The 25,945-nt window shown below is 60.4% G+C and carries 16 protein-coding genes and 1 tRNA gene; 11 read left to right on the top strand and 6 right to left on the bottom strand.

Annotated features, from left to right (window positions below; all coding sequences use genetic code 11):
• The first annotated feature begins 117 nt into the window (after positions 1–117).
• Positions 118–1,470: a phosphoglucosamine mutase gene (glmM, locus tag QA648_RS12320; protein ID WP_104824139.1), complete on the top strand. Its 1,353-nt coding sequence runs from the start codon at positions 118–120 to the stop codon at positions 1,468–1,470.
• A gap of 76 nt (positions 1,471–1,546) precedes the next feature.
• On the opposite strand, the gene QA648_RS12315 is transcribed toward glmM, so the two are convergent.
• Entirely contained in the window at positions 1,547–2,101 is a 555-nt protein-coding gene (locus tag QA648_RS12315) for an SH3 domain-containing protein (RefSeq protein ID WP_283047198.1), read from the bottom strand.
• A gap of 581 nt (positions 2,102–2,682) precedes the next feature.
• On the opposite strand from QA648_RS12315, the gene QA648_RS12310 reads away from it, so the two are divergent.
• Positions 2,683–3,537 carry an outer membrane protein gene (locus QA648_RS12310; protein ID WP_104824136.1) on the top strand — a complete coding sequence of 285 codons (855 nt, stop codon included), beginning with the start codon at positions 2,683–2,685 and terminating at the stop codon, positions 3,535–3,537.
• Positions 3,538–3,786: 249 nt separating this feature from the next.
• A complete protein-coding gene (locus QA648_RS12305; protein ID WP_283047196.1) occupies positions 3,787–4,617 on the top strand; it encodes an outer membrane protein in 831 nt (276 codons plus the stop codon).
• Positions 4,618–4,626: 9 nt separating this feature from the next.
• On the opposite strand, the gene QA648_RS12300 is transcribed toward QA648_RS12305, so the two are convergent.
• Positions 4,627–5,421, bottom strand: coding sequence for a glycosyltransferase family 25 protein (locus QA648_RS12300; RefSeq protein WP_283047194.1), 795 nt, complete (start codon positions 5,419–5,421; stop codon positions 4,627–4,629).
• A 260-nt stretch (positions 5,422–5,681) separates the two neighbouring features.
• On the opposite strand from QA648_RS12300, the gene QA648_RS12295 reads away from it, so the two are divergent.
• The 8 genes from QA648_RS12295 (at position 5,682) to QA648_RS12260 (ending at position 12,997) form a co-directional block, all read left to right on the top strand.
• Entirely contained in the window at positions 5,682–6,860 is a 1,179-nt protein-coding gene (locus tag QA648_RS12295) for a phosphoserine transaminase (RefSeq protein ID WP_104824133.1), read from the top strand.
• Between the two features lie 84 nt (positions 6,861–6,944).
• A complete protein-coding gene (gene serA / locus QA648_RS12290; protein WP_104824132.1) occupies positions 6,945–8,540 on the top strand; it encodes a phosphoglycerate dehydrogenase in 1,596 nt (531 codons plus the stop codon).
• Between the two features lie 137 nt (positions 8,541–8,677).
• Positions 8,678–9,370, top strand: coding sequence for a lysophospholipid acyltransferase family protein (locus tag QA648_RS12285; protein WP_283051319.1), 693 nt, complete (start codon positions 8,678–8,680; stop codon positions 9,368–9,370).
• Positions 9,367–10,317 carry a phosphatidate cytidylyltransferase gene (locus QA648_RS12280; RefSeq protein ID WP_104824130.1) on the top strand — a complete coding sequence of 317 codons (951 nt, stop codon included), beginning with the start codon at positions 9,367–9,369 and terminating at the stop codon, positions 10,315–10,317. The genes QA648_RS12285 and QA648_RS12280 overlap by 4 nt, the downstream gene beginning before the upstream one ends.
• A complete protein-coding gene (locus QA648_RS12275) occupies positions 10,314–10,700 on the top strand; it encodes a hypothetical protein (RefSeq protein WP_283047190.1) in 387 nt (128 codons plus the stop codon). Before QA648_RS12280 ends, QA648_RS12275 begins: the two co-directional genes overlap by 4 nt.
• A 4-nt stretch (positions 10,701–10,704) precedes the next feature.
• Positions 10,705–11,355 carry a CDP-alcohol phosphatidyltransferase family protein gene (locus QA648_RS12270; RefSeq protein WP_283047189.1) on the top strand — a complete coding sequence of 217 codons (651 nt, stop codon included), beginning with the start codon at positions 10,705–10,707 and terminating at the stop codon, positions 11,353–11,355.
• 200 nt (positions 11,356–11,555) lie between these two features.
• On the top strand, positions 11,556–12,755 hold the full coding sequence (gene mnmA, locus QA648_RS12265) for a tRNA 2-thiouridine(34) synthase MnmA (protein ID WP_283047187.1): 1,200 nt from the start codon (positions 11,556–11,558) through the stop codon (positions 12,753–12,755).
• A 165-nt stretch (positions 12,756–12,920) separates the two neighbouring features.
• Positions 12,921–12,997: transfer RNA gene (locus QA648_RS12260), tRNA-Met, on the top strand.
• Positions 12,998–14,287: 1,290 nt separating this feature from the next.
• Here the strand turns inward: QA648_RS12260 and QA648_RS12255 are convergent.
• The 4 genes from QA648_RS12255 to QA648_RS12240 all read right to left on the bottom strand — a co-directional run bounded on the left by QA648_RS12255 (position 14,288) and on the right by QA648_RS12240 (position 25,473).
• Entirely contained in the window at positions 14,288–14,518 is a 231-nt protein-coding gene (locus tag QA648_RS12255; RefSeq protein WP_283047185.1) for a hypothetical protein, read from the bottom strand.
• A gap of 831 nt (positions 14,519–15,349) precedes the next feature.
• Entirely contained in the window at positions 15,350–16,600 is a 1,251-nt protein-coding gene (locus QA648_RS12250) for a hypothetical protein (protein ID WP_283047183.1), read from the bottom strand.
• Positions 16,601–16,639: 39 nt separating this feature from the next.
• Entirely contained in the window at positions 16,640–18,688 is a 2,049-nt protein-coding gene (locus QA648_RS12245; protein WP_283047182.1) for a glycosyl transferase, read from the bottom strand.
• A gap of 326 nt (positions 18,689–19,014) precedes the next feature.
• Positions 19,015–25,473, bottom strand: coding sequence for a hypothetical protein (locus tag QA648_RS12240; RefSeq protein ID WP_283047180.1), 6,459 nt, complete (start codon positions 25,471–25,473; stop codon positions 19,015–19,017).
• Between the last annotated feature and the right edge of the window lie 472 nt (positions 25,474–25,945).

The following is a 25,945-nucleotide window of genomic DNA, read 5'->3' as shown; positions in this document are numbered from 1 at the left end:
GTTTGCAATCTATGGCATGAGCCTCAAGCATCGATGTTCGCGCCGCCCATGGAATTCCGGGGAGGAGAACGGGATGCCGCAGTCCCTCAAAGGGACGCTGCAATCACGGGAGTGCATATGAAACGTCGCTATTTCGGAACGGACGGAATCCGCGGACAATCCAATATCTATCCGATGACGCCGGATCTCGCCATGCGCGTGGGTATCGCCGCCGGCACGATTTTCCATCGGGGCAGTCATCGCCATCGAGTGGTCATCGGCAAGGATACGCGTCTCTCCGGCTACATGCTGGAAAACGCCATGGTGGCGGGTTTCACCGCAGCCGGTGTCGACGCCTTCGTTCTCGGTCCGATTCCGACGCCTGCCGTCGCCATGCTGACGCGGTCACTGCGCGCCGATATCGGTGTGATGATCTCTGCTTCGCACAATCCTTACGAAGACAACGGCATCAAGCTTTTCGGCCCCGATGGCTACAAGCTGTCCGACGATCTCGAAACGAAGATCGAGGATCTGCTGGAAAAGGACATGACGGCGCATCTCGCCAAGTCGGAAAACATCGGCCGCGCCAAACGCGTCGACGGCGTGCATGACCGTTATATCGAACATGCCAAGCGCACGCTGCCGCGCGATGTGACGCTGCAGGGCCTGCGCATTGCCATCGATTGCGCCAATGGCGCCGCCTACAAGGTCGCGCCCGCCGTACTGTGGGAACTCGGCGCCGATGTCGTTACCATCGGTAACGAGCCGAACGGCACCAATATCAATCTCAATTGCGGCTCCACCAGCCCGGTCGCGCTGCAGAAGAAGGTGGACGAAGTGCGTGCCGATATCGGCATCGCGCTCGATGGCGACGCCGATCGCGTCATCATCGTCGACGAAACCGGCACGATTGTTGACGGTGACCAACTGATGGCCGTCATCGCCGAGAGCTGGGCCGAGAGCCAGTTGCTGCGCGGCAATGGCATCGTCGCGACCGTCATGTCTAATCTCGGTCTGGAACGCTTCCTGGAAGACAAGGGCATGGCGCTTGCCCGCACCGCGGTCGGCGACCGTTATGTCGTCGAGCATATGCGCCAGCACAATTACAATGTCGGCGGCGAGCAGTCCGGCCATATCGTGCTCTCCGACTATGGCACGACCGGCGATGGCCTTGTGGCGGCGTTGCAGATCCTGGCTGCGGTCAAGCGCACCGGCAAGCCGGTCAGCGAAGTCTGCCGCCGCTTCGAACCGGTGCCGCAGCTTCTGCGCAATGTCCGCATTTCCGGCGGCAAGCCGCTGGAAGACATGCAGGTGCGCAAGGCGATCGCCGATGCCGAAAGTGAGCTTGCCCGCAATGGCCGCCTCGTTATCCGCCCCTCCGGCACCGAGCCGCTGATCCGCGTCATGGCGGAAGGCGACGACCGTGGTCAGATCGAGCGCATCGTCGGCGGTCTGATCGATGTGATCTCGAGCGTTCGCAACGCTGCCTGATTAAGCTGTCGGTTATCGGCAAGAAATCCGCGGCCGCCTGATGGGGCGGCCGTTGATATTGCTCGCGGCAAGAGGATCACCGAAACATTTCGCCGGGATAAGCACCCCAGAGCATGTTCTGCCTGACATAGCCGCTCGCGGAATGCTTCTGCACGGAGACGCTACACCAAGCGCCGGTACAGGAGCGTAGCGACAGCAAGACGCCGGGCTGCAGTTCAGCGATGAGTGTGGCCGTCGTTTCCGGGCTTCCGCGCAGCATCGCGTTTGTCTTCAGCCATGGCCCGACGACCGCCGTGCGCAGCCCCGAAAGAAGGGCGCTATGCATCCATCCGGTCGTGCCGATATCATCGCGCACCTGTCGCCAATGGCCGTATTCGTCGATGATCTCCAGCGGCAGGCCGGGTTTCATATAGATCCATTTGGTTGGATAAATCGTCGATGGCCCAACGCGCATACGCGCTTTATACGCTTTCAGCGACACGTAGCGAGGGATGGGTAATCCCGTCTCTCGTCCCTTGTTCCAGCTCGTCGCTGCGGCCGGCAGTGTGGGAACTGGGCCGGCGAGGGCGGCGGTCGCCAGAAAGCTAAATGCAAGGCACAGGCCGGCACCCAGATTGCGAAAGTAAGTCAACGACTTCCTCCATACTTGCGCCCCCGGCTGCGGTCATGGTAGCGGCCCGATTATTGCCAATTGGTTTAAAAGCTGGGAAACATCTTGATGCCTGGGGCAGCTACCTCACTTGGGTGGAGGCCAATCCGAAAGCAAGGTTACGCCAAACCTTGGCGAAGCCTGCGGAGAGGCTCGATCTCCGCGGCCGTCGGCGATCCGACAGCGACGATCAACGCCGTGATGCGCCGGCTCCGTATCATCCACGGATTGCGTTTCGCATCTCCATGGAGCAAGTCCTGGGCGAATAATTCTGAACCAGATATGCGATATAAGAATGGCCGGGTGCGCGCGCTCTGGCTTTTCCTGCGGCGCGAGGTGTCCTGTTCCTGTAACGGGAAAAGCCAAGTCAATCAAAGACATTGCGGTTTCGTACGCCTAGTTTTACGAATCGCTAATGTACAGAGTCAAGTATATCCGCCGACTGAATAGAGTAAATATTCGTAGTTAATTGGGTTTTAACCCTTATCATTCATTATCCATATCATGTCTTTCGGTTGGCAGGCTTTTGCCGTGCCAATGGCAATAAATTTGGAGCCAAAGCCATGATGAAAACTTTGATTGGGGCCGCTGCTGCTCTCTTTGTCGGCACATCCGCTTTTTCGGCCGATCTCTATACGCCGGAACCGGCTCAGCCGGCGCCGGAAGTTGCCGTCAGCCAATCCAGCGGCTGGTATCTGCGCGGCGATGTCGGTTATGCCTTCACCGATCTGCGTGGCGCCAACTATTTCCAGGGCTCCAATTCCAGCCTTGTCGATTTCGACAGCGCAAAGCTTGATGACAATTTCACGCTGGGTGGCGGTGTCGGTTACCAGATCAACAACTACCTGCGCACGGACGTGACGCTGGATTATCTCTTCAAGTCGGATTTCAAGGGCTCGACAAGCGGCGATTGCGGAGCCTGCGGACCTGGTTTCACCGCCGTGCCCGCGACCTCCCGAGATGTGGCGTCGCTGACGGCCTATAGCTTGCTTGCCAACGCCTATGTCGATATCGGCACCTACGGCATCTTCACCCCCTATGTGGGCGGTGGTCTTGGCGGCACTTACGTTAAATGGAGCAACCTGAAGAATACCTCCTGCTCCAACGCCGATTCGAGCTCCTGCGACGAAACCGTTACCCACAATGGTCGCGGTAGCTGGCGCTTCACCTATGCGCTGATGGCCGGTACTTCGATCGATCTCTCGTGCAATCTCAAGGCCGATGTCGGCTATCGTTACCGCCACATCGAAGGCGGCGATATGTTCGGCTATGCGGAAAACGGCGGTCCGGGCTACGACAAGGGCCTCAACCTGCATGAAGCCCGCCTCGGTGCCCGCTATACGTTTGGCGGCTGCCAGACAGCCAGCTACATGCCGCCGGCCGATATCCCTGTCCAGCCGCAGCCGGTCTACAAGTAAGCCTTTCCACGCCCAAGCCCTTGAAAAGCTGTCCGGTTCGTCCGGGCGGCTTTTTACTTTTTTCTGTCGCTGTTAAGCAATTCAACCGCGTTTTAAACCTTCGTTAACCATGAATTCCCTATGGTTAATGAAATGACAATGGCTGTGGCTCAGCCCGGTCTCTCCTCTCGGAGAGCCAGAACGGCGGGTACGACAAGGGCAGGCCGGCTTGAAAGCGGGTATCGGCCCGAGGTTGGAAGGCGAGGGGTAATGATCCGTTTCGACGCTTTTGCGCTGGCCGCGATGATGGCGAGCGCGGTTGCGGGCACTGCTTTTGCGGGTGATCTGCCGCCGGAGATCAAGATGCCCGAAGTCAGCGTCAAGGATGCTAGGGGCTGGTACGTGCGGGGCGATCTCGGCTATGCGGTCAACGCCAGCCACAACGACACAACCTTCCGCGCTTATGACCCCACCAGCGGCGATTACAGCTCCAGCCGCTTTGATTCCAACCGCTTCAGCGGCGATTTTTCGGGTGGCCTCGGCGTTGGTTATCAATTCAACGACTTGCTTCGTGCCGATATCACCGGCGACTATTTCAGCGGCGATTTCGATGGCCGGATTTCGAGCGCGTCGCCCTGCGCAGGCGGCGCAGCCGGTACGGGTTGCTCCACCAAAGCGCGCTCTTCTTTCAAGGCGGGTAGCCTGATGGTGAACGGCTATGTCGATCTCGGCACGCTGGCCGGCTTTACGCCCTATGTCGGTGCCGGTCTCGGCGCGACGAGGGTTTCCTGGAACAGCGTCAATGCTGTCGGCTCCTGTGTCGACGGTGTCTCCGGCTGCGGTGGTGCTGCTTCGGTCAGCGCGCGTTATCCCGGCGAAAGCGATTGGCGCATGACCTATGCTTTGATGGCCGGAGTCGCCTATGAAGTGGCCCCGAATGTGAAACTCGATCTCGGCTATCGCTTCTCGCATATCGCCGGCGGCGATATGTTCGGTTATTCGGCGGCGGATGCGTCGGCCGGCGCCGGCGGCACGATGGGTCGCGACGGTGCACTGTCGCGGCACGAGATCCGTATCGGGTTGCGAATCACCACCTGGTAGGGTCGCTGCCTACGGCGTCGTGAGCACGTAGGCGATGCGGCGGAAGAAATCCAATGTGCGGAAGAGATGCGCGGGAACGCGCCGCCAGGCAGCGGATTTCGCGGCACGATAGTCACGACGCCAGCCGATCATCGTGCTCCGCTGCAGCGGGCTGAAGCCGACGATGTTGGCGCGCGTCGTGAAGATGGATGTGTGCATATCCCAGCCGCGTTCCACAGCGACATCCCAGGGCAGGGACATGACCGCGAGCGCCTTGACGATCTTTTCGGCGCCACTGCGCGTTACAAGGTAGCATGCCGTCGAGCCCTGTGGGCCGAAAAGGCAGCGGCCGATCACGTCTCCCGTGCGGCTTTGGGCCGCGGCGCGGAAGCCGCCCCAGCGATGGTTCACGAGCTTGATGACCTCGGCGTTCGGGATAGCTTCCTTTGCCGCCATGGCACGGGCGAGGAAATCGCCGTCCAGCGCTATGTCGTCTTCAATGATGACAGCCGCTTCGCTGCCGTCGGCAAGAAATTGGCGCAACGCCATCAGATGACTGCGGTAGCAGCCATATTCGCCGGGCAAAATGACCCTGCCGTGCCGACGTCGGAAACGGTCGTGATCGACGTCGATCCATTGCTCCCGCGGCAAAAGAGCGCCGTCGACGCCGTCGACGCGCTCGATCCTGATGCCGAATTCATCGCTCTGCCGCTTAATTTCCGCCAGTCTGTCCGTCGCTCGATCAATATTGATGAGGTAAACGAGTAGCGGCTGCGCGGGCGTGCGAGGGCTTTCGGACAGTGCGGCTTGGTACATTAAAGACATTTGTTCTTCATCTGTTGGCGCAGAGCCATTCAACGCCGATACATATGGGTGTGTCTCCGCAAAGAAGCCAGCTTTTCTGTGACTAACCTAGCGTGATTTTGCTGTGCGAAGCTTATCCCATCGGCATCATTGCTGCACGAATGCGTGAAGCATTGTCCATCCGCCCAATTTACCTATTGCACCGGCAGGCCGCTTCCAATATATCCGACGGCGGGACACTCCTCCCCAACGAGGAGCTTTCTATCTGAGAGGATAGCATCATGACTAAGCTCGCCAAGCCGGACATCCGTCCGAACAATACCCATTTCTCTTCTGGCCCCTGCTCGAAGCGCCCCGGTTGGACGCTCGATGCTCTTTCCGACGCGGCTCTTGGCCGTTCGCACCGCGCGAAAGTCGGCAAGGCCAAGCTGAAGCAGGCCATCGATCTTACCCGTGACATTCTGGAAGTGCCCGCGGACTACCGCATCGGCATCGTTCCGGCTTCCGATACCGGCGCCGTCGAAATGGCGCTCTGGTCGCTGCTCGGAGAACGTGGTGTCGACATGCTCGCCTGGGAAAGCTTTGGCGCTGGCTGGGTCACCGACGTCGTCAAGCAGCTTAAGCTCAAGGATGTCCGCAAGCTTGAGGCCGGTTACGGCGAGCTGCCCGATCTTTCCGCCGTCGATTTCGACCGCGACGTGGTCTTCACCTGGAACGGCACCACTTCTGGTGTCCGCGTTCCGAATGCCGATTTCATTCCGGCCGATCGTAAGGGCCTGACAATCTGCGACGCCACCTCGGCGGCTTTCGCCCAGAACCTCGATTTTGCCAAGCTCGACGTCGTCACCTTCTCCTGGCAGAAGGTGCTGGGCGGCGAGGGCGCGCATGGCGTCATTATCCTTAGCCCCCGCGCTGTCGAGCGCCTGACGACCTATGTACCGGCGTGGCCGCTGCCGAAAATTTTCCGCATGACCAGCGGCGGCAAGCTGATCGAAGGCATCTTTACCGGCGAGACGATTAACACGCCGTCGATGCTTTGCGTCGAAGACTATATCGACGCTCTCCTCTGGGCCAAGGAGCTCGGCGGTCTCAAGGCGCTGATCGGCCGTGCCGATGCCAACGCCAAGGTCATCCATGACTTCGTTGCCGCTAACGATTGGATTGCCAATCTCGCCGTCAAGGCCGAGACGGAGTCCAACACCTCCGTCTGCCTGAAGATCGTCGACAAGGACGTTACGGCTCTCGATGAGGACGGCCAGGCGAATTTTGCCAAGGGCCTCGTCGCGCTGCTCGAAAAGGAAGGCGTCGCCTATGACGTCGGCCATTACCGCGACGCGCCTTCGGGCCTGCGCATATGGGCGGGTGCGACAATCGAAGCTGCCGACATGCAGAAGCTGATGCCCTGGCTCTCCTGGGCTTTCGAAACGCAGAAGGCGACGCTCTCCCAGGCTGCTGCCTGAGATCATGGCGTCCACAGGCTCCGCCAGGAAGGCGGAGCCCAGCATTCGCATTTCAATCACAGTTGACCCTTTCAGGAGGCCTCCATGGCACCCCGCGTTCTCGTATCCGACGAACTATCGGAAACCGCCGTCCAGATCTTTCGCGATCGCGGCGTCGAAGTCGATTTCCAGCCGCAGCTCGGCAAGGACAAAGACAAGCTGCTCGAAATCATCGGCAATTATGATGGCCTCGCCATCCGTTCCGCCACCAAGGTGACGGAGAAGATTATCGAAGCGGCGAAGAACCTCAAGGTCGTCGGCCGCGCCGGCATCGGCGTCGACAATGTCGATATCCCTGCCGCTTCGCGCCGCGGTATCATCGTCATGAACACGCCCTTCGGCAATTCGATCACGACCGCAGAGCACGCTATCGCGCTGATGTTCGCCGTTGCCCGACAGCTTCCTTCCGCCGATGCCTCGACCCAGGCCGGCAAGTGGGAAAAGTCGAAATTCATGGGTGTCGAAATCACCGGCAAGACGCTCGGTGTCATCGGCGCCGGCAATATCGGTTCCATCGTCATCGCCCGCGCCATCGGCCTGAAGATGCATGTCGTTGCCTATGATCCGTTCCTTTCCAAGGAACGTGCCGAGGAAATGGGCGTCGTCAAGGTGGAACTCGACGAACTCTTCGCTCGCGCCGATTTCATCACGCTGCACGTGCCGCTCACCGACAAGACGCGCAACATCATTGACGCTGACGCACTCGGCAAGACGAAGCCGGGCGTGCGTATCATCAACTGCGCTCGCGGCGGTTTGGTGGATGAGGCAGCCCTTGCCGCCGCCATCAAGTCTGGCCATGTCGCCGGCGCCGCCTTCGACGTCTTCGAAGTCGAACCCGCCAAGGAAAGCCCGCTATTTGGCCTGCCGAACGTCGTCTGCACGCCGCATCTCGGCGCATCGACTACCGAAGCGCAGGAGAATGTCGCCCTGCAGGTGGCCGAGCAGATGTCGGATTATCTCGTCAAGGGCGCGGTTTCCAACGCCATCAACATGCCCTCGATCACCGCTGAGGAAGCGCCGATCCTGAAGCCGTTCATCAAGCTTGCCGACGTTCTCGGCGCTTTCGTCGGCCAGGTGACGGACGATCCGATCAAGGAAATCGAGATTCTCTACGACGGCGTTACCGCGGGCATGAACACCAAGGCGCTGACGAGTGCGCTGCTGGCCGGCCTCATCCGCAATCAGGTTGCCGACGTCAACATGGTTTCGGCGCCGATCATGATCAAGGAAAAGGGCATCGTGCTCGCCGAAGTCAAGCGCGACAAGACCGGCGTCTATGACGGCTACATCAAGCTGACCGTCACCACCGACAGCATGACGCGCTCGATCGCCGGCACCGTCTTCTCCGACGGCAAGCCGCGCTTCATCCAGATCAAGGGCATCAATCTCGACGCCGATGTAGGCAACCACATGATCTATATCGCCAACACCGACGTTCCCGGCATGATCGGCTTCATCGGCACGACGCTCGGCGCGGCCAATGTCAACATCGCCAACTTCCAGCTCGGCCGCGACAAGCAGGGCGGCGATGCCATCGCGCTGCTTTATGTCGACGGCGCGATCAACGATGAGGTTCTGGCCAAGCTGGCCGCCCATCAGGCGATCCGTCAGGCAAAGCCGTTGGTGTTCAACGTCGACTAAGTCAAGCTCCTCCCAAGAGCGACACGAAGGCCCGGCGCAACGTGAGTTGCACCGGGTTTTTCATGATTGCAAACGGGTTGTGGATAAGTTTGCGCAAGAGACTATCGGCACCCGTGGAACGCGCCTATCTCTTAGTCATGGGGGCGTCACAACGGAATATTTTCGAAAATATCACGGGTAGGCCGGAGACGGCCTGGCTTGCGAAACCGGCCGCGGTAGCGATCGTGCTATTTGCGCGCGCTATTACTGCCGTGCGGGCGATCTGGTGGGAAAGTGGCGTGCCCACAGGCCGCTGCGTCTATTTCGCCAATCACTCCAGCCATGGCGATTTCATCCTCATCTGGGCGGTGCTGCCGCCACGGCTCAGGCGGCGAACACGCCCAGTCGCCGGCGCCGATTACTGGCTGAAATCGAAGCTGAACAGCTTCATTGGCCGCGACGTCTTCAAAGCCGTGCTGATCGAACGGGACCGGGAGGCGCGGACGGAAGATCCGATCGAGCAGATGGCTGCCGCTATCGACGAAGGCTCTTCGCTGATCCTGTTTCCCGAGGGCACGCGAAACCTGACCGACGCACCCCTGCAACCCTTCAAGAGTGGGCTATTTCATCTGGCGAGGATGCGCCCCGATATCGATCTTGTTCCCGTCTGGATCAACAATCTCAATCGTGTCATGCCTAAGGGCGAGTTCGTGCCCATTCCGTTGATCTGTACCGTGACCTTTGGCGAGGCGCTGCGCATCGGTGCAGACGAAGAGAAGGCGGATTTTCTGGCGCGGGCGCAAGCGGCGCTGCTGACCCTCTCGCCCAAACAAATGGGGAGCGGTGAATGAGCGCAGCAAGCTCCGATCTCATCCACCTTATCCTCGGTATCCTCGGCGTTCTGATCGTCGCATCCGTCGTCGGCTATGTGCTGCAGCGGCGCCTATCGCCCGATGGTTCCAACGCGGCGATCGAAAACCTCAATGCCCGCATCAAGGCCTGGTGGGCGATGGTGATCCTGATCGGCATCGCCTTTCTGGCGGGCCGCGCCGGCGTCATCCTGCTCTTTGCCTTCTGCTCCTTCGCGGCGCTACGCGAATTCATCACGCTGATCAACACCAGGCGCGCCGACCATTGGGCGCTGGCGGCAGCCTTTTTTGTTGCGCTGCCTGTGCAATATTATCTGCTCTGGGCCGAGCAATACGGCATCTTTTCCATCTTCATCCCGGTCTATGCCTTTCTCTTCATGCCTATTATCGCGGTCTTGCGCGGCGATACCGAGCGCTTCCTGATCCGCATTGCTGAGGTGCAATGGGCACTGATGATCTGCGTCTTCTGCGCGTCGCATGTGCCGGCATTGCTGACCCTGCACATACCGGGCTATGAGGGCCGCAATGTCCTTTTGATCGCGTTCCTCGTCATCGTCGTGCAGCTCAGCGATGTCCTGCAATATGTCTGGGGCAAGCTGTTCGGTCGCCGTAAGATCGCGCCGAAACTATCGCCGTCCAAAACGGTCGAAGGCTTTGTCGGCGGTGTCGTCAGCGCGACCTTGATCGGGGCTGCGCTCTGGTGGATCACGCCGTTCACGCCGCTGCAGGCAGGCTTGCTTGCCTTCGTGATTACCCTGATGGGCTTCTTCGGCGGGCTGGTGATGTCGGCGATCAAGAGGGATCGCGGCGTCAAGGACTGGGGGCATCTGATCGAAGGCCATGGCGGGCTGATCGACCGGCTCGATTCCGTCGTCTTCTCAGCACCGATCTTCTTTCATCTCGTGCGCTATTGGTGGTCGGTGTCATGACGGCGCGGGTGAGGGCGCTGGCCGGTAGCAGCATCGTGCACGTGCTTTTCGCTTTCCTTGCCATGGGTGGATGGGCCGTCTTTGCCAACCGTCTGCATCCAATGCCGCAGCCGGTGATCTCCGGTCTCGTCCAGGGCATTCTTTCCGGCTGCCTGACGCTGTTTTTGAAATCGGTGGTGGAAGCCCTGTCCAAACGGTTCCGTGGCTTCACCGTTCTATGGGCGCCGCCATTGATCGCCTGTCTCGGCTCAACGGCCATATTGGTGACGATCCACGCGCTCAGCGGCACGCCGGAGATATTGAAGACCATCGCGGTGCCGCTGCTGGTTTCGACCAGCTATGCGGCGATCTACAACTATTCGATTTCCGGCGGGAGGCGTTAGGTCCATGGCGGGCGAGGGAATGGGCGACAGGCGGCCATTGGCAAGCCGCAACACGCGCTGGGCGCAGGGGCTGGCGCGGCAGATGACGAATTTGTCGGTGACACCGAACCAGATATCGCAGGCGAGCATCGTCATGGCGGCACTGGCCGGCGGTTCTTTCTGGCTGTCGGGGCAGGGCAGTGGCGGGCTGCGCGCCCTATTCCTGATCCTTGCGGCACTCTTCTGCCAACTTCGCCTGCTCTGCAATTTGCTGGATGGCATGGTCGCCGTCGAGGGCGGCAAGGGCGCGGCGGATGGGCCGTTCTGGAATGAATTCCCGGATCGCGTCGCCGATATCTTGATCTTCGCTGGCGTCGGCTATGGCATTGGCGCCCCCGGCCTTGGCTGGGCTGCCGCCGCCTTCGCCGTTCTTACCGCCTATGTCCGCGAGCTTGGCCGCGCCACCGGCAATCCCAGCGATTTCGGCGGGCCGATGGCCAAACAGCATCGCATGGCAACGATGACCGCGGCCGCTCTGCTCTCGGTTGTCGAAGTGCTCTGGAGCGGCGGCTCCTGGATACTGACCATCGCGCTCTGGATCGTCGCGGTCGGCGCAGCGGTGACGGCTCTTCGCCGCAGTCTCTATCTTATCGAGCGGCTAAAAGCCAAAGGTTGATTGGCGGCCTCGTCCGCTGTCGCGAAGCCGGTGATTCGCCGCCCCTTGCGCCGGGCAGCAATCCTTTCTATATCCCTGATCCATCAAGGCCGGGCGGCCAAGCCGCCGCGTGCCGCAGACGATAGAAATCCGCCGCTTTTGCATGGCAACCGGTGGACAGAAGACAGCACCGAAGATCGACTGAGATTGGCGGCAAGACCGTGAACACACTGGATTTTGACAAGAGGCCGGAAGATACGCGCGTTGTCGTCGCCATGTCTGGCGGCGTCGATAGTTCCGTCGTTGCCGGCATTCTGAAGCGCCAGGGCTATGATGTGCTCGGGATCACGCTGCAGCTTTACGATCATGGCGCCGCCGTGCACCGCGCCGGCTCCTGTTGCGCCGGCCAGGATATCGACGATGCCCGCCGCGTCTGCGAAACGCTTGGCATCCCGCATTATGTGCTCGACTATGAAAAGCGCTTCCGCGAGACGGTGATCAATCCCTTCGCCGAAAGCTATGTTGCCGGCGAGACGCCGATCCCTTGCGTTGCCTGCAACCAGACCGTCAAATTCGCCGATCTCCTGGCGACCGCCAAGGAACTCGGCGCCGATGCGCTGGCGACCGGCCATTATATCCGCTCCCGCCCGAACCCGTCGATCGACCATCCCGGCCGCCGCGCACTCTATCGCCCGGCCGATGCCGATCGGGACCAAAGTTATTTCCTCTTCGCCACCACGCAGGAGCAGATCGACTATCTGCGTTTTCCGCTCGGCGGCATGCCGAAATCGGAGACGCGTGCGCTTGCCGGGGAGATGGGCCTCGTCGTTGCCAAGAAGGCCGATAGCCAGGACATCTGTTTCGTGCCGCAGGGAAAATATTCCGACGTGATCGCCAAGCTGAAGCCGAATGCGGCGCTCGCCGGCGAGATCGTCCATCTCGACGGACGCGTGCTCGGTCATCACGAGGGCATCCTGCACTATACGATCGGCCAGCGCCGCGGCATCGGCATCGCCACCGGCGAGCCGCTTTATGTCGTCTATCTCGACGCCCGCTCGCGCCGCGTCATCGTCGGCCCGAAGGAGGCGCTGGAAACGCACCGCGTCTATCTCCGTGACGTCAACTGGCTGGGCGACGAACCGCTGGCGCAGGCGGCTTCCGGCGAGGGTTTTGCCTGCTACGCCAAGGTCCGCTCGACCCGTGCGCCGGCCCCTGCCGTGCTGCATGCCGATGCGACTGGCATCTATGTCGACCTGACGATCGGCGAGGCAGGTGTCGCTCCGGGCCAGGCCTGCGCTCTCTATTCCGCCCCGGGTGATGACGCCCGCGTCTACGGCGGCGGCTTCATCGAACGCTCAGAGCGCGAACCGACGGCAGAAGCCTCGCTGAAGGCATTGCTGGCCAGCCCCGTCGCGGCCTGAAGGCGGCGGTGCGGGGCGTGGGGGAAAGCATTGATTTTTCCAAATCATCCGCTTGACACAAAGCCGAACCGCACCTTATAAGCCGCTCAACCGACGAGCCAACGCTCCTCGAGCGGCGGTTTCGTTTGGCCCTTGCGTATAGTCCAGGGGACTATGCGCTGAAGTGGCGGAGTAGCTCAGTAGGTCAGAGCAGAGGAATCATAATCCTTGTGTCGGGGGTTCAAATCCCTCCTCCGCTACCAAAATTTCTCCAGTGAAATCAGTGGGTTGGCCGGTCAACGTTGAAGATGGCTGATACGCTCGGCTTCTACGCAAATTTAGTCTGCGACACTGCCTTCAAATACCCGAAATCGCATCAATCTGAGCAATCAGGGTGGCATAGGTTTCGATATGTCGGCGGTACTCCGCCTCGATTTCCTCCCAGCTCCATTATCCTCTTTGCGAAAATGGCTGATGTCTGGCTCTTCGATCAACTGAAGATGTTCTTGATACTCTGCAATCTTCTGCTCTTAGCTTTTCAGTGGTTCATGCAAACCCATTCTCCATTCGGTAAAGCGATCATTTGCGAAGATAGCTCTTTCGGCCGTCATCGGTAAGACAATAGTGGCCGCCACGGGGGCCGACGCAATACGATCCGCCTCGGCAGGAGCAATCTGTTGAAGTCGTCGGTTCCATTTCTCCAGGTGCTGATCCGAAAAGGGATGCGCCGCCCATATAAGACTCGCACGATTGCTTGCTCGCGCTGACGGATCCGTCACTGCAGATGAAAGTTGACCCCTGGCAGTGATCAATGCCGCCTTTTTGACCGCTACAGGGAGTGTTTGCCGCCACGCAATAAGCCGGCAGCAAGATCAAAGTCGCTTCGCAAATTGCAATCCATGCTCGCATCAAGTCCCCTATGTGCGAGAACTATCCGATCACTGCGGTGAGACGCGAAAATGGAGCCGCCGCCGATAAGAGGCCACTTCGCCCTAAACTATGACGACTTTATCCGGAATGGCGCGAAAATCGAGTGCGAGAATTCGCCGACAAGTCGCGAACGTCGGCGCAACGTCTCAGAAGTCAATGAAGAAGCTGCAGCACCATGAGCGCTATCGTGGTTATGCCCGCACACACCGTCATGGCCGTCAAAATTGAAGTCGACATCATCTCGCTCCTCAATCGAATTTTCGGAATTGATTACAGAAGCGAGAGCGGGATGTCGCGTGACAGATCGCGTGACGGTAGCGAGAGGAGCGGGAAGACTTCGCAGCCTTCATTTGTTCAGCCCCGCACGAAACCAAGCAGGAACGATGGCACCTTAAAAAAAGCCCCCGCCTACTTGCGTTTCGGCGGGGGGAGGAAATATGGCAGAACTCTTATATTAGAATGATCGAATTCTATATCAAAGGCGAAAGCGGATTCAAAAAACCCCATTCGACCAGTTTGGGTAACTTTTTGTTTCTGCAATGGCCCAAGAGACTGGCTGCGACCGCAACAGCGCAGCGAGTGACGCCTACTTGGATCTTCGATGCCGACGAGGCGAGGCCAGCTCAGCCTTCACCCTTATCAATGCGGCGTCTCAAATCCTCGGCGAAATATTTGTAGTTCTCCAGCATATCCTCATAGTGCGTGAGGACGATTGCCGTAATATCCTCCCAGGGGCCGTCACCGAATCTGGCTTGATGTTGGATCTCTCCGGCCTGAATACGAGAGATGCGCTGCGAGAACTCCTCGATCTGCCCGACGCAGTCGGCCAAACGTTCGACAAGCGATTTATCCATCTTCCCCTCCATCGTGCTGGCATCATGATTGTTTGGAAGTCAACAATGATAGACGCGGAAAGACAAGCTCTCCAAGAGGGCATAAGCCCGTCAGTCAGCCTTTGGGCAACGACGACGGGACGCTGATAGGTCTTGCGCGGCGTCATTGGCAGCGGTCAGCGAGTCTCGCGTGTCCTCACATATTGCCGCGATTGTGCCGTCCCCCGAACGCAATGTCGCCTTGAAGCTATGAGACGTCCCGCGGCGACGGTTGCCGGAGCCCGGCCGCTTTTATCAGGAATTATGAGGCCAGCGATGCTTTGGGATCTAATAACAATCGCAGCAATTTTTGCTCTATTTGCCGCCGTCCGCGAGGGCCGACTTATTATTGCCAAGGCAAGAGCTTCGCATTGGAATAACTTCCAACTTCGATAGAGCGGTTCAGCTTTTCACGGAAGCGCGCAACCGCTCTATCTCTTTATTCTCGTAATTTCCGGACCGAAAGCCGCTGCGCATTTTTCCTGGAATTGCTTTAGCCGCTGACGATCTCCGAAACGCTTCACGATAACGGCATGAGTCCAGGCGACAGAAAAAGTGCGCGAAGCGTTCTTTCTTGCGTCTTTTTTGTGACCATTATGACTCCTTGACCGCGTTGGTGCGGAAAGGGGGTGCAATATGGATTACTACGTGACACTCGCAGTCTGCGTTACCGCTGGGTCGTTCGTCTTTGCCGTCATGAATATTCGCTAGACTGGCGCGCAGAAGCACGGCCGACACCGTACAGGCGCGAGTCAAGACGAAACGCGCACCTATATCGGTCGAGAGATGCCTGAGCTTCCAGCGTCGGGCGGACTAAAGTCGGGAAGAGCTCAGTGCATCATAGGCGTTGATCAAGCGATCCACGTCCAGCCCGTGTTCCTGCGGTCCGAAGCTGAGGTGGCTGACGGTAAAATCCGCATAGATTGCGGTGGGCCGATCGAGGAAAGTCGGCAGGTCGACCGTCAGCGCAAATTCATCGTCGCCTTTCGGAAGAGCCATATGCAGAAGGTCTTTTCCGAGCCAGGATATGAAGTTGATCGACTGGCGCTCCGTCCATTCGATGACCTTGTTCGGCAAAGGCAGATGCTTCTCGTCCTTTTCCAGGAAGTAATCGTGAAGCCGGGTTGCGCGCTCGGCGCTTTGCCACAGGCTTCCCCCGAACCCTCCAGGCGGGCGCTCGAAATGACCGAGGTCATCTGGAAGTCCGCCCCCTTGTTGCTGCCAATAGGCGCAGACGCCGTTGTTCACGACATTTGCGGAGACGACGAAGTAGTTCGGGTTGGCTCTTCTGAATTCAATAAATTCATTGAGTTTTTCTATGTCCAGATAGACGATGTCATCGTCACACTTCAGAAATACCGCGCTGGAAAATCTCTCCAGCCGCTTCGCGTAGTAGTCATAGGCCTGCCAATAGGGCAGTTTTTCATTTGGGTTTCCGACATAGCGTCGTACGGGGGCATTTATATCGCAAAGTTCCAAATCGGCGCCCCATCCGCCGCGCACCATCACCGATGCGCCGGAGCCCAGGTTCAGCTCAGGCCACTTGCCGATCGTCACGCCATTGACCTGAAGTGAGGGAGCACCCGCCGAGTCGATGCTGAGCACGACCTGGTTCGGCAGGCTTGGCGAAAGAACGCTGGGTGTCGATTTGCTCCAGATGGTCGTTGTTTCACCCCGGCTCCCAAAGTTATTCAGTTCGCTGCGCTTGACGCTGCGAAGAGCGGAATGGGTGTTCTGCCAGCCACCGACGACAATTTCGAAGCAACTATCATCGTCACCATTCGGAAGAACGGCGATATGTAGATCGTGGTCTATCTTGGCATTCGCACGGAAGGAGGAGCGCGGCGTGACCGCTCCCTTCAACTGGTACGGCGCTTCGGACCCCATATATCGCGCCGGGCCGAATTCGCGCGTGACCCACTCGTTATCTTCAGAGGAACGCGTGAAATCCCATATGTGCCATTCATCAATGATGCCTTCATTGATGGCCTTGCGGATGTATTTGGTCAGAATCTCCATTCGCTTTTGCCGCCCGGCGAATGTCACAAGAATAACAGGAGTCATAATATCCTCTTCGCTTGCAGCCGTTGCCGCAATTCAACTTCAAAGTGATTCCGGCTCTCTCAGCAGACGGCTGTCGTGCGCAAGCGGCGCGTAATCGTTCCATTGGGCCAGTTTCTCGAGATAGCGGCGCCGGTAGGCTTGATCGTCCTCGAATTCGATATTCTCCAGAACGATTTCGGCGCCGACCTCGTAGTAGACATCAAGATTGCGCGTGTCCGGCGCCGGCGTTTCTCCGCGCTCGATTTCGCCCTGCATCTGCCAAAACAGGTATTCGAGGCGCCGCGCGAGGCCTGGAATATCGCGCAATGCACTCGTCTCGCGCTGGCGCTGCAAGGAGTCCCTGATCGCGGTCAGGCTCTCGCGGTCCTGCGCGAAGGCGATGGCCCGGCTTACATAATCCTCCGGCCCGCTGCAGATCAGTTCCGGAACGCCGGCGGCTGCGACGATGCTGCTGCAGAAACGCGAGGCAAAGCTTTTTCCGGGCATAGTCAGGACCGGCAGCCCGACGGTGATCGCGTCCGCCGCCGTGGAGTGCGCCCCATAGGGGAAGGTGTCCAGGAAGAGATCGGCCAGTGCCATTCGCGCGAGGTGGTTCGGATTGGCCGCCTTGGACGCGAAAATGAGGCGCTCGGGCGCCACGCCGGCTTGCGCGGCCAACTGGCGCAGGCGCTCGTTGACATCCGGGGCCTCCGCAAGCAGCCACAGCACGCTGCCGGGTGTCGCAGAAAGGATCTGCATCCAGCGCGCAAAGCAGTTGGCGGTGATCTTCTGCATCCCGTTGAGGCAAGCGTAGACGAAGGCGTCCTCCGGCAGGCCGGCTTCCGCGCGGGTCGGCCGTGCGGCGATCAGCCGTTTGCGGTCGATGGGCTGGTTGCAGGCAATCCGCAGCACCTTTTCCGTATAGTAGATTTCGTTCTCCGGCGGGATGATGTGCTCGTCCGCGATGACGTATTGATGAAACGGGCTGGCCGTCGTGCCGGGATAGCCGCAGAAATTGACGATGACCGGCGCAGGCCGGTAGGCGAAGATCTTCGCCCGCGCATGCTTGGTGTAGCCGTTGACGTCGACGAGAATGTCGATCTCGTCAGCACGGATTTGCTTTGCTGCGTCGATATCGCTGAGCGTGGAGATTTCCCGCCAGCAATCCACCGCGTTCTTGATCCGCGTTTGCGTCGCGTCGTTGGAGCGCGGCTCGCCGCAGTAATAGGCGAAAACCTCGACGCTGCTCTTGTCATGCAGCTCCAGCACTTCCCTGAGCGCAAAACCGACCGCATGGTCGCGCAGATCCGATGAGACGTAGCCGACGCGCAAACGCTCTCCGGTCTCCGATTTCTGTTTCGGCGGAAGGCGTGGGAAGTCACGGAGATCGGGCCGGCCGATCAGCGATTTGTGATAACGGTAGGCCTTGCCGAGCTGGAATAGGGGATCGTCGCTATAGCAGCCGAGGATCAAGGGCGACATCGCATCCAGCAAGTGCCGGGCCGAAACATGTTCGGACGTGATGAGCGTCGGCCACTTGCATTGATGCTGCCGCAACGACGTCCAATGCTGGCCCGCCTCCGTCTTGCTGGGCTGCAGCTCGATCGCTTGCCACAAAGCTGCTTCCGCCTCTTCCAGCAAACCGCCGGCTTCGAGAACGCGGCCGATATGCTGGAGCGCCATCAGGCGATAGCCGATCTTGTCGGCCGTGATCTCGGCGGTCGCTTTTGCGAAGTCTCGCCATTGTTCGACGGCCCGGCCGGTTAGGCCGCTGTCTTCCAGAAGGCGGCCGAGGTTGATGTGCGCTGGTCCGAACTCCGGGGACAGCTTCAAACAGGCGCGAAGCGCGTGGATCGCCGCGGCCGCATCGCCAGTTTGGTTGGCGGCGACAGCGTAGTTGAAATAAGCGAGATGCAGCAGGGGGTTAGCGTCGTTGAACGCGATCCAGGTCTTGTAAAGCTCGACCGCTTGCGACTGTTTTCCTATGCGACCTAAAACTTCAGCGATCTGAAATAGCTCGGCAAGCGGCAATTGCTGATTCCGGGCCCTCTCCGATGCGCTGACGAGCGGCGAGGCTTGGGTCGAGACAGGTGCAATATTGACGGTCATGGACATCCTGCGGCAAGGCGGCCTTGCGGCCGAGGGAAACTGACGAGCGAAAGCGTCATCCCTTCTAGTGCAGCTAGCTTGCGTCGGACTGATTGTTTTTCAGGAGAGGCGCCCGTGGGCAGGAGCGTGACGTCGTCCGGCATGGGGGTGGCGAACGGTCAAAACGGGAAGTAGCGGCCGCTCTGCCGCTCGCCGTCATGACGGTCGAATCGCAAACGAACCCGGATTCTCGGAGTGTCTCGCAAAAGAATAGCGCCGCGCAATTTCTCGCGCGGCGCCGAGGTCTTTTGCGGCGCGGGTGAAACCGCGCCGCAATCCGTCAGATTTTAGTTGTAGGCCGCGTAGGCAGAGATGACCGCCGCGACTTGTCCTTCATCCAGTGCCTGCACCTGTGTCGTGGTCAGGGCATAGAGCTGGGCGCTGGAGAGCGAAGCGATGTCATCGGTGGACAGTCCGCCCAGACCCGCCGTGCTGATCGCGGCAATCTCGTCGGTGGAGAAGGTTGCGATGTCGGCGGTGGAGAGGGCGCCGACTTCGGTTGCCGTCAGAGCACCGATCTGCGAGCTCGTCAGAGCGGCGACCTGATCGGTGGAGAGCGCTTCGATCTGCGAGGAGCTCAAGGCGGCGACCTGCGTGGTCTTCAGGACACCGATCTGAGTGGTGGACAGAGCGGCGACGTCATCGGTGGAGAGCGCACCGATCTGGGTAGAGCTCAGGGCGGCTACCTGGTCGGTGGTCAGGACCTTGGCCTGATCGGTGGAGAGCGCGCCGATCTGGCTGGTGCTCAACTTGGCGATCTGGCTGGTCTTCAGAGCGGCAACCTGATCCGTGGAGAGCGCTGCAACCTTTTCGGAGGAGAGACCGGAGAGGGCTGCAGTGCTGATCGCTGCGATCTCGTCCGTCGAGAAGGTCGCGAGGTCGGCGGTAGAGAGCGCGCCGACTTCGGTTGCCGACAGGGCACCGATTTGCGTCGAGCTTAGAGCGGCAGCCTGATCCGTGGAGAGGGCTTCGATCTGCGAGGAGCTCAGCGCGGAGACCTGGCCAGTCTTCAGCACACCGATTTGAGCGGTGGAGAGAGCGGCGACGTCGTCGGTGGAGAGCGCCCCGATCTGCGAGCTTGTCAGAGCGCTGACCTGGTCGGTGGTCAGAACCTTGGCCTGGTCGGTCGAAAGAGCGCCGATCTGGCTGGTGCTCAGCTTGGCGATCTGACCGGTGGTCAGAGCGGCCACTTGGTCAGTCGAGAGTGCTGCAACCTTATCGGATGTCAGACCCGACAGAGCCGAGGTGCTGATTGCTGCGATCTCGTCGGTGGAGAAGGTTGCGAGGTCAGCAGTGGAGAGCGCGCCGACTTCGGAGGCCGTCAGGGCACCGATCTGCGAGCTCGTCAGAGCGGCAGCCTGATCCGTGGAGAGGGCTGCGATCTGCGAGGACTTCAGAGCGGCGACCTGTGCAGTCTTCAGGACACCGATCTGAGTGGTGGACAGAGCGGCGACGTCGTCGGTGGACAAGGCTGCGATCTGGGTCGAGCTCAGAGCAGCGACCTGGTCGGTGGTCAGAACCTTGGCCTGGTCGGTGGAGAGCGCGCCGATCTGGCTGGTGCTCAACTTGGCGATCTGGCTGGTCTTCAGAGCGGCAACCTGATCCGTGGAGAGCGCTGCAACCTTTTCGGAGGAGAGACCGGAGAGGGCTGCAGTACTGATCGCTGCGATCTCGTCGGTCGAGAAGGTTGCGAGGTCGGCGGTGGAAAGGGCGCCAACTTCGGTTGCCGACAGGGCTGCGACCTGGGTCGAGCTCAGAGCGGCAGCCTGATCCGTGGAGAGGGCGGCGATCTGCGAAGAGCTCAGCGCGGCGACCTGGCCAGTCTTCAGCACACCAATCTGAGCGGTGGAGAGGACGGCGACGTCGTCGGTCGAGAGCGCACCGATCTGGGTCGAGGACAGAGCCGCGACCTGGTCGGTGGTCAGAACCTTAGCCTGGTCGGTGGAGAGAGCGCCGATCTGGCTGGTGCTCAGCTTGGCGATCTGGCTGGTCTTGAGAGCAGCAACCTGATCCGTGGAGAGAGCAGCAACCTTTTCAGAGGACAGGCCGGAGAGGGCTGCAGTCGAGAGGGCTGCAATCTCGTCGGTGGAGAAGGTTGCGAGGTCGGCGGTGGAGAGAGCGCCAACTTCGGTAGCCGTCAGGGCCGCGACTTGCGAGCTCGTCAGAGCGGCAGCCTGGTCGGTGGAGAGGGCTGCGATCTGCGTGGACTTCAGGGCGGCGACTTGGCCGGTCGTCAGGACACCGATCTGAGCGGTGGAGAGGACGGCGACGTCGTCGGTGGAGAGTGCACCGATCTGCGAGCTTGTCAGAGCAGCGACCTGTTCGGTGGTCAGAACCTTGGCCTGGTCGGTGGAAAGAGCGCCGATCTGAGTGGTGCTGAGCTTAGCGATCTGGCTGGTCTTCAGAGCCGCAACCTGATCGGTGGAGAGCGCTGCAACCTTATCGGATGTCAGGCCCGACAGAGCTGCGGTCGAGAGAGCTGCGATCTCGTCGGTGGAGAAGGTTGCGAGGTCAGCGGTGGAGAGCGCGCCGACTTCGGTTGCCGACAGGGCTGCGACCTGGGTCGAGCTCAGAGCGGCAGCCTGATCCGTGGAGAGGGCGGCGATCTGCGAGGACTTGAGAGCTGCGACCTGTGCGGTCTTCAGGGCACCAATCTGGGCAGTGGAGAGGACCGCGACGTCATCGGTAGAGAGCGCACCAATCTGGGTCGAGCTCAGAGCGGCGACCTGATCGGTGGTCAGAACCTTGGCCTGATCGGTCGAAAGAGCGCCGATCTGGCTCGTGCTGAGCTTGGCGATCTGGCTGGTCTTGAGAGCGGCCACCTGATCCGTGGACAGCGCTGCAACCTTTTCGGAGGACAGGCCGGAGAGGGCTGCGGTCGAGAGGGCTGCAATCTCGTCGGTCGAGAAGGTTGCGAGGTCAGCGGTGGAAAGGGCACCAACTTCGGTTGCCGACAGGGCTGCGACCTGGGTCGAGTTCAGCGCGGCAGCCTGATCCGTGGAGAGAGCTGCGATCTGCGAAGAGCTCAGCGCGGCGACCTGGCCAGTCTTCAGCACACCGATCTGAGCGGTGGAGAGGACAGCGACGTCATCGGTGGAGAGCGCACCGATCTGCGTCGAGGACAGAGCCGCGACCTGGTCAGTGGTCAGAACCTTAGCCTGGTCGGTGGAGAGTGCGCCAATCTGGCTGGTGCTGAGCTTGGCGATCTGGCTGGTCTTGAGAGCAGCAACCTGATCCGTGGAGAGCGCTGCGACCTTATCAGAGGTCAGGCCGGAGATGGCCGCGGTGCTGATTGCTGCGATTTCGTCGGTGGAGAAGGTTGCGAGGTCGGCGGTGGAAAGTGCGCCAACTTCGGAGGCCGTCAGGGCACCGATTTGCGAACTCGTCAGAGCGGCGGCCTGGTCGGTGGAGAGTGCTGCGATCTGCGAGGACTTCAGCGCGGCGACCTGTGCGGTCTTCAGCGCACCAATCTGGGCGGTGGTGAGGACAGCGACGTCGTCGGTGGAGAGTGCACCGATCTGGGTCGAGGACAGAGCAGCGACCTGGTCGGTGGTGAGAACCTTGGCCTGGTCGGTCGAAAGTGCGCCGATCTGGCTGGTGCTGAGCTTAGCGATCTGGCTGGTCTTCAGAGCCGCAACCTGATCGGTGGAGAGCGCTGCAACCTTATCGGATGTCAGGCCCGACAGAGCTGCGGTCGAGAGAGCTGCGATCTCGTCGGTGGAGAAGGTTGCGAGGTCAGCGGTGGAGAGCGCGCCGACTTCGGAGGCCGTCAGGGCAGCGACTTGCGAGCTCGTCAGAGCAGCAGCCTGGTCCGTGGAGAGAGCTGCGATCTGCGAAGAGCTCAGCGCGGCGACCTGGCCAGTCTTCAGCACACCGATCTGAGCGGTGGAGAGGACAGCGACGTCATCGGTGGAGAGCGCACCGATCTGCGTCGAGGACAGAGCCGCGACCTGGTCAGTGGTCAGAACCTTAGCCTGGTCGGTGGAGAGTGCGCCAATCTGGCTGGTGCTGAGCTTGGCGATCTGGCTGGTCTTGAGAGCAGCAACCTGATCCGTGGAGAGCGCTGCGACCTTATCAGAGGTCAGGCCGGAGATGGCCGCGGTGCTGATTGCTGCGACTTCGTCGGTGGAGAAGGTTGCGAGGTCGGCGGTGGAAAGTGCGCCAACTTCGGAGGCCGTCAGGGCACCGATTTGCGAACTCGTCAGAGCGGCGGCCTGGTCGGTGGAGAGTGCTGCGATCTGCGAGGACTTCAGCGCGGCGACCTGTGCGGTCTTCAGCGCACCAATCTGGGCGGTGGTGAGGACAGCGACGTCGTCGGTGGAGAGTGCACCGATCTGGGTCGAGGACAGAGCAGCGACCTGGTCGGTGGTGAGAACCTTGGCCTGGTCGGTCGAAAGTGCGCCGATCTGGCTGGTGCTGAGCTTAGCGATCTGGCTGGTCTTCAGAGCCGCAACCTGATCGGTGGAGAGCGCTGCAACCTTTTCGGAGGAGAGACCGGAGAGGGCTGCAGTGCTGATCGCTGCGATCTCGTCGGTGGAGAAGGTTGCGAGGTCAGCGGTGGAGAGCGCGCCGACTTCGGAGGCCGTCAGGGCAGCGACTTGCGAGCTCGTCAGAGCAGCAGCCTGGTCCGTGGAGAGAGCTGCGATCTGCGAGGACTTGAGGGCTGCGACCTGAGCGGTCTTCAGCGCACCGATCTGGGCAGTGGAGAGGACAGCGACGTCATCGGTGGAAAGAGCGGCGATCTGGGTCGAGCTCAGAGCGGCGACCTGGTCGGTGGTCAGGACCTTGGCCTGGTCGGTCGAAAGAGCGCCGATCTGGGTGGTGCTCAGCTTGGCGATCTGGCTGGTCTTCAGAGCGGCCACCTGATCGGTGGAGAGGGCGGCAACCTTTTCAGAGGACAGGCCGGAGAGGGCTGCGGTCGAGAGGGCTGCGATCTCGTCGGTGGAGAAGGTTGCGAGGTCAGCAGTGGAGAGGGCGCCAACTTCAGTAGCTGTCAGGGCAGCGACTTGCGAGCTCGTCAGAGCGGCAGCTTGGTCTGTAGACAGGGCTGCGATCTGCGAGGACTTGAGAGCTGCGACCTGAGCGGTCTTCAGCGCACCGATCTGAGCGGTGGAGAGGACGGCGACGTCGTCGGTGGAGAGCGCACCGATCTGCGTCGAGCTCAGAGAGGCAACCTGGTCAGTGGTCAGAGCCTTGGCCTGGTCGGTCGAAAGAGCGCCGATCTGGGTGGTGCTGAGCTTGGCAATCTGGCTGGTCTTCAGAGCAGCAACCTGGTCGGTGGAGAGCGCTGCGACCTTATCAGAGGTCAGGCCGGAGATGGCCGCGGTGCTGATTGCTGCGATTTCGTCGGTGGAGAAGGTTGCGAGATCAGCGGTGGAGAGGGCGCCAACTTCGGAGGCCGTCAGGGCTGCGACCTGGGTCGAGCTCAGAGCGGCAGCCTGGTCGGTGGAGAGAGCTGCGATCTGCGAGGACTTGAGAGCAGCGACCTGTGCAGTCTTCAGGACACCGATCTGAGTGGTGGAGAGAGCGGCAACATCGTCAGTGGAGAGGGCGCCGATCTGCGAGCTTGTCAGAGCGCCGATCTGGTCGGTGGTCAGGACCTTCGCCTGGTCAGTGGAGAGCGCAGCGATCTGGCTGGTGCTGAGCTTAGCGATCTGGCTGGTCTTCAGAGCGGCAACCTGATCGGTGGAGAGCGCTGCGACCTTATCGGAGGACAGGCCCGACAGAGCTGCGGTGTTGATTGCCGCGATCTCGTCAGTGGAGAAGGTTGCGAGGTCAGCCGTGGAAAGGGCGCCAACTTCGGAGGCCGTCAGGGCTGCGACCTGGGTCGAGCTCAGAGCGGCCGCCTGATCCGTGGAGAGGGCTGCGATCTGCGAGGACTTGAGGGCTGCGATCTGCGCGGTCTTCAGCGCACCAATCTGAGTGGTGGAGAGGACGGCGACGTCATCGGTGGAAAGCGCACCAATCTGGGTCGAGCTCAGAGAGGCAACCTGGTCAGTGGTCAGAACCTTGGCCTGGTCGGTGGAGAGTGCGCCAATCTGGCTGGTGCTGAGCTTGGCGATCTGGGTGGTCTTGAGAGCAGCAACCTGATCCGTAGAGAGCGCTGCGACCTGATCGGTGGTCAGGCCGGAGAGGGCTGCGGTGGAGAGGGCTGCGACTTCGTCGGTGGAGAAGGTTGCGAGGTCAGCAGTGGAAAGGGCGCCAACTTCGGAGGCCGTCAGGGCTGCGATCTGGGTCGAGCTCAGCGCGGCAGCCTGATCCGTGGAGAGGGCTGCGATCTGCGTGGACTTGAGGGCTGCGACCTGTGCGGTCTTCAGGACACCGATCTGATCGGTGGAGAGAGCAGCAACGTCGTCAGTGGAGAGGACTGCAACCTGCTTCGAGGTGAGAGCGGCAACTTGGGTGGTGGTCAGACCCTTGGTCTGATCGGTGGAGAGGCCTGCAACATCGGCTGTGGTAAGCGCGGCGACCTGCTCGCCGGAAAGGCCACCCAACTGGGTCGTGGAGAGAACGGCAAGTTGGTCTAGGCTCAAACCGAGAATGGCGCTCGTCGATACGGCGCCCATCTGCGTGGAGGTGAAGGTGGAGATATCCTGCGTTTCAAAAGCGGAAATCTGCGTCGAGCTCAGCGCCTTGATCTGGGTGGTGCTCAGTGCCGCGACGTCGTCGGTCGTCAACTGCTTAATCGTTGAGGTGGTAAGAGCTTTAATCTGATTGATGCTCAGAGAAGAAATAACTGAAGTCATGGACGCGCCCCTAGTGTGTTAGCTGACTGCGAGTATCATTCCTCTGCCGTCGGCCGCGCGCGAAGACCAGCAAAGTCCTTTTACGGCGCCCCCGGGCGCACGTTTGCTGGCAGCTTACCCTCGTAATCAGACACCAATACCGGCGTCGACAATTCGGGCGTCCTGTCGGAAGAGAATGAAGTTACACGGAACATGGCTCGGACGAGCCGGCGCGTTGGAAGGGCATCATGCTTCCAGAGCCATGCATGGCCCTGATCCCTACGCCATTGGACGCTGACGTCCTGCCTGCAAATTCCGGTTCGCCCAGATCTGTCGTTTACTCATGGGCGAATCGCGTTTTTCAGCAGAATTCTAGCGACCCAAGAACGCTTTTATTCGGTTGCTTTTAATTTTGAATTAACGACCGGCAAGCTCAGGTTTTTTCCAGCAACGGATTTAGCCCAATACTTGTTCGCACCTCGAAGGCGGCCTT

It is taken from the genome of Rhizobium sp. CB3171 (assembly GCF_029714265.1).
Lineage (GTDB): Bacteria > Pseudomonadota > Alphaproteobacteria > Rhizobiales > Rhizobiaceae > Rhizobium.
Note: the sequence above shows the minus strand (reverse complement) of the source record. Positions and strands in the feature narration are given on the sequence as shown.

Excerpts from the sequence above, each read along its gene's own strand:
- QA648_RS12255 (WP_283047185.1), bottom strand. The coding sequence starts at position 14,518 with ATGGATAAATCGCTTGTCGAACGTTTGGCCGACTGCGTCGGGCAGATC.
- serA (WP_104824132.1), top strand. The coding sequence starts at position 6,945 with ATGGCACCCCGCGTTCTCGTATCCGACGAACTATCGGAAACCGCCGTC.
- QA648_RS12305 (WP_283047196.1), top strand. The coding sequence starts at position 3,787 with ATGATCCGTTTCGACGCTTTTGCGCTGGCCGCGATGATGGCGAGCGCG.
- QA648_RS12310 (WP_104824136.1), top strand. The coding sequence starts at position 2,683 with ATGATGAAAACTTTGATTGGGGCCGCTGCTGCTCTCTTTGTCGGCACA.
- glmM (WP_104824139.1), top strand. The coding sequence starts at position 118 with ATGAAACGTCGCTATTTCGGAACGGACGGAATCCGCGGACAATCCAAT.
- QA648_RS12300 (WP_283047194.1), bottom strand. The coding sequence starts at position 5,421 with ATGTCTTTAATGTACCAAGCCGCACTGTCCGAAAGCCCTCGCACGCCC.
- QA648_RS12275 (WP_283047190.1), top strand. The coding sequence starts at position 10,314 with ATGACGGCGCGGGTGAGGGCGCTGGCCGGTAGCAGCATCGTGCACGTG.
- QA648_RS12240 (WP_283047180.1), bottom strand. The coding sequence starts at position 25,473 with ATGACTTCAGTTATTTCTTCTCTGAGCATCAATCAGATTAAAGCTCTT.
- QA648_RS12285 (WP_283051319.1), top strand. The coding sequence starts at position 8,678 with ATGGGGGCGTCACAACGGAATATTTTCGAAAATATCACGGGTAGGCCG.
- QA648_RS12280 (WP_104824130.1), top strand. The coding sequence starts at position 9,367 with ATGAGCGCAGCAAGCTCCGATCTCATCCACCTTATCCTCGGTATCCTC.
- QA648_RS12250 (WP_283047183.1), bottom strand. The coding sequence starts at position 16,600 with ATGACTCCTGTTATTCTTGTGACATTCGCCGGGCGGCAAAAGCGAATG.
- QA648_RS12245 (WP_283047182.1), bottom strand. The coding sequence starts at position 18,688 with ATGACCGTCAATATTGCACCTGTCTCGACCCAAGCCTCGCCGCTCGTC.
- QA648_RS12295 (WP_104824133.1), top strand. The coding sequence starts at position 5,682 with ATGACTAAGCTCGCCAAGCCGGACATCCGTCCGAACAATACCCATTTC.
- QA648_RS12270 (WP_283047189.1), top strand. The coding sequence starts at position 10,705 with ATGGCGGGCGAGGGAATGGGCGACAGGCGGCCATTGGCAAGCCGCAAC.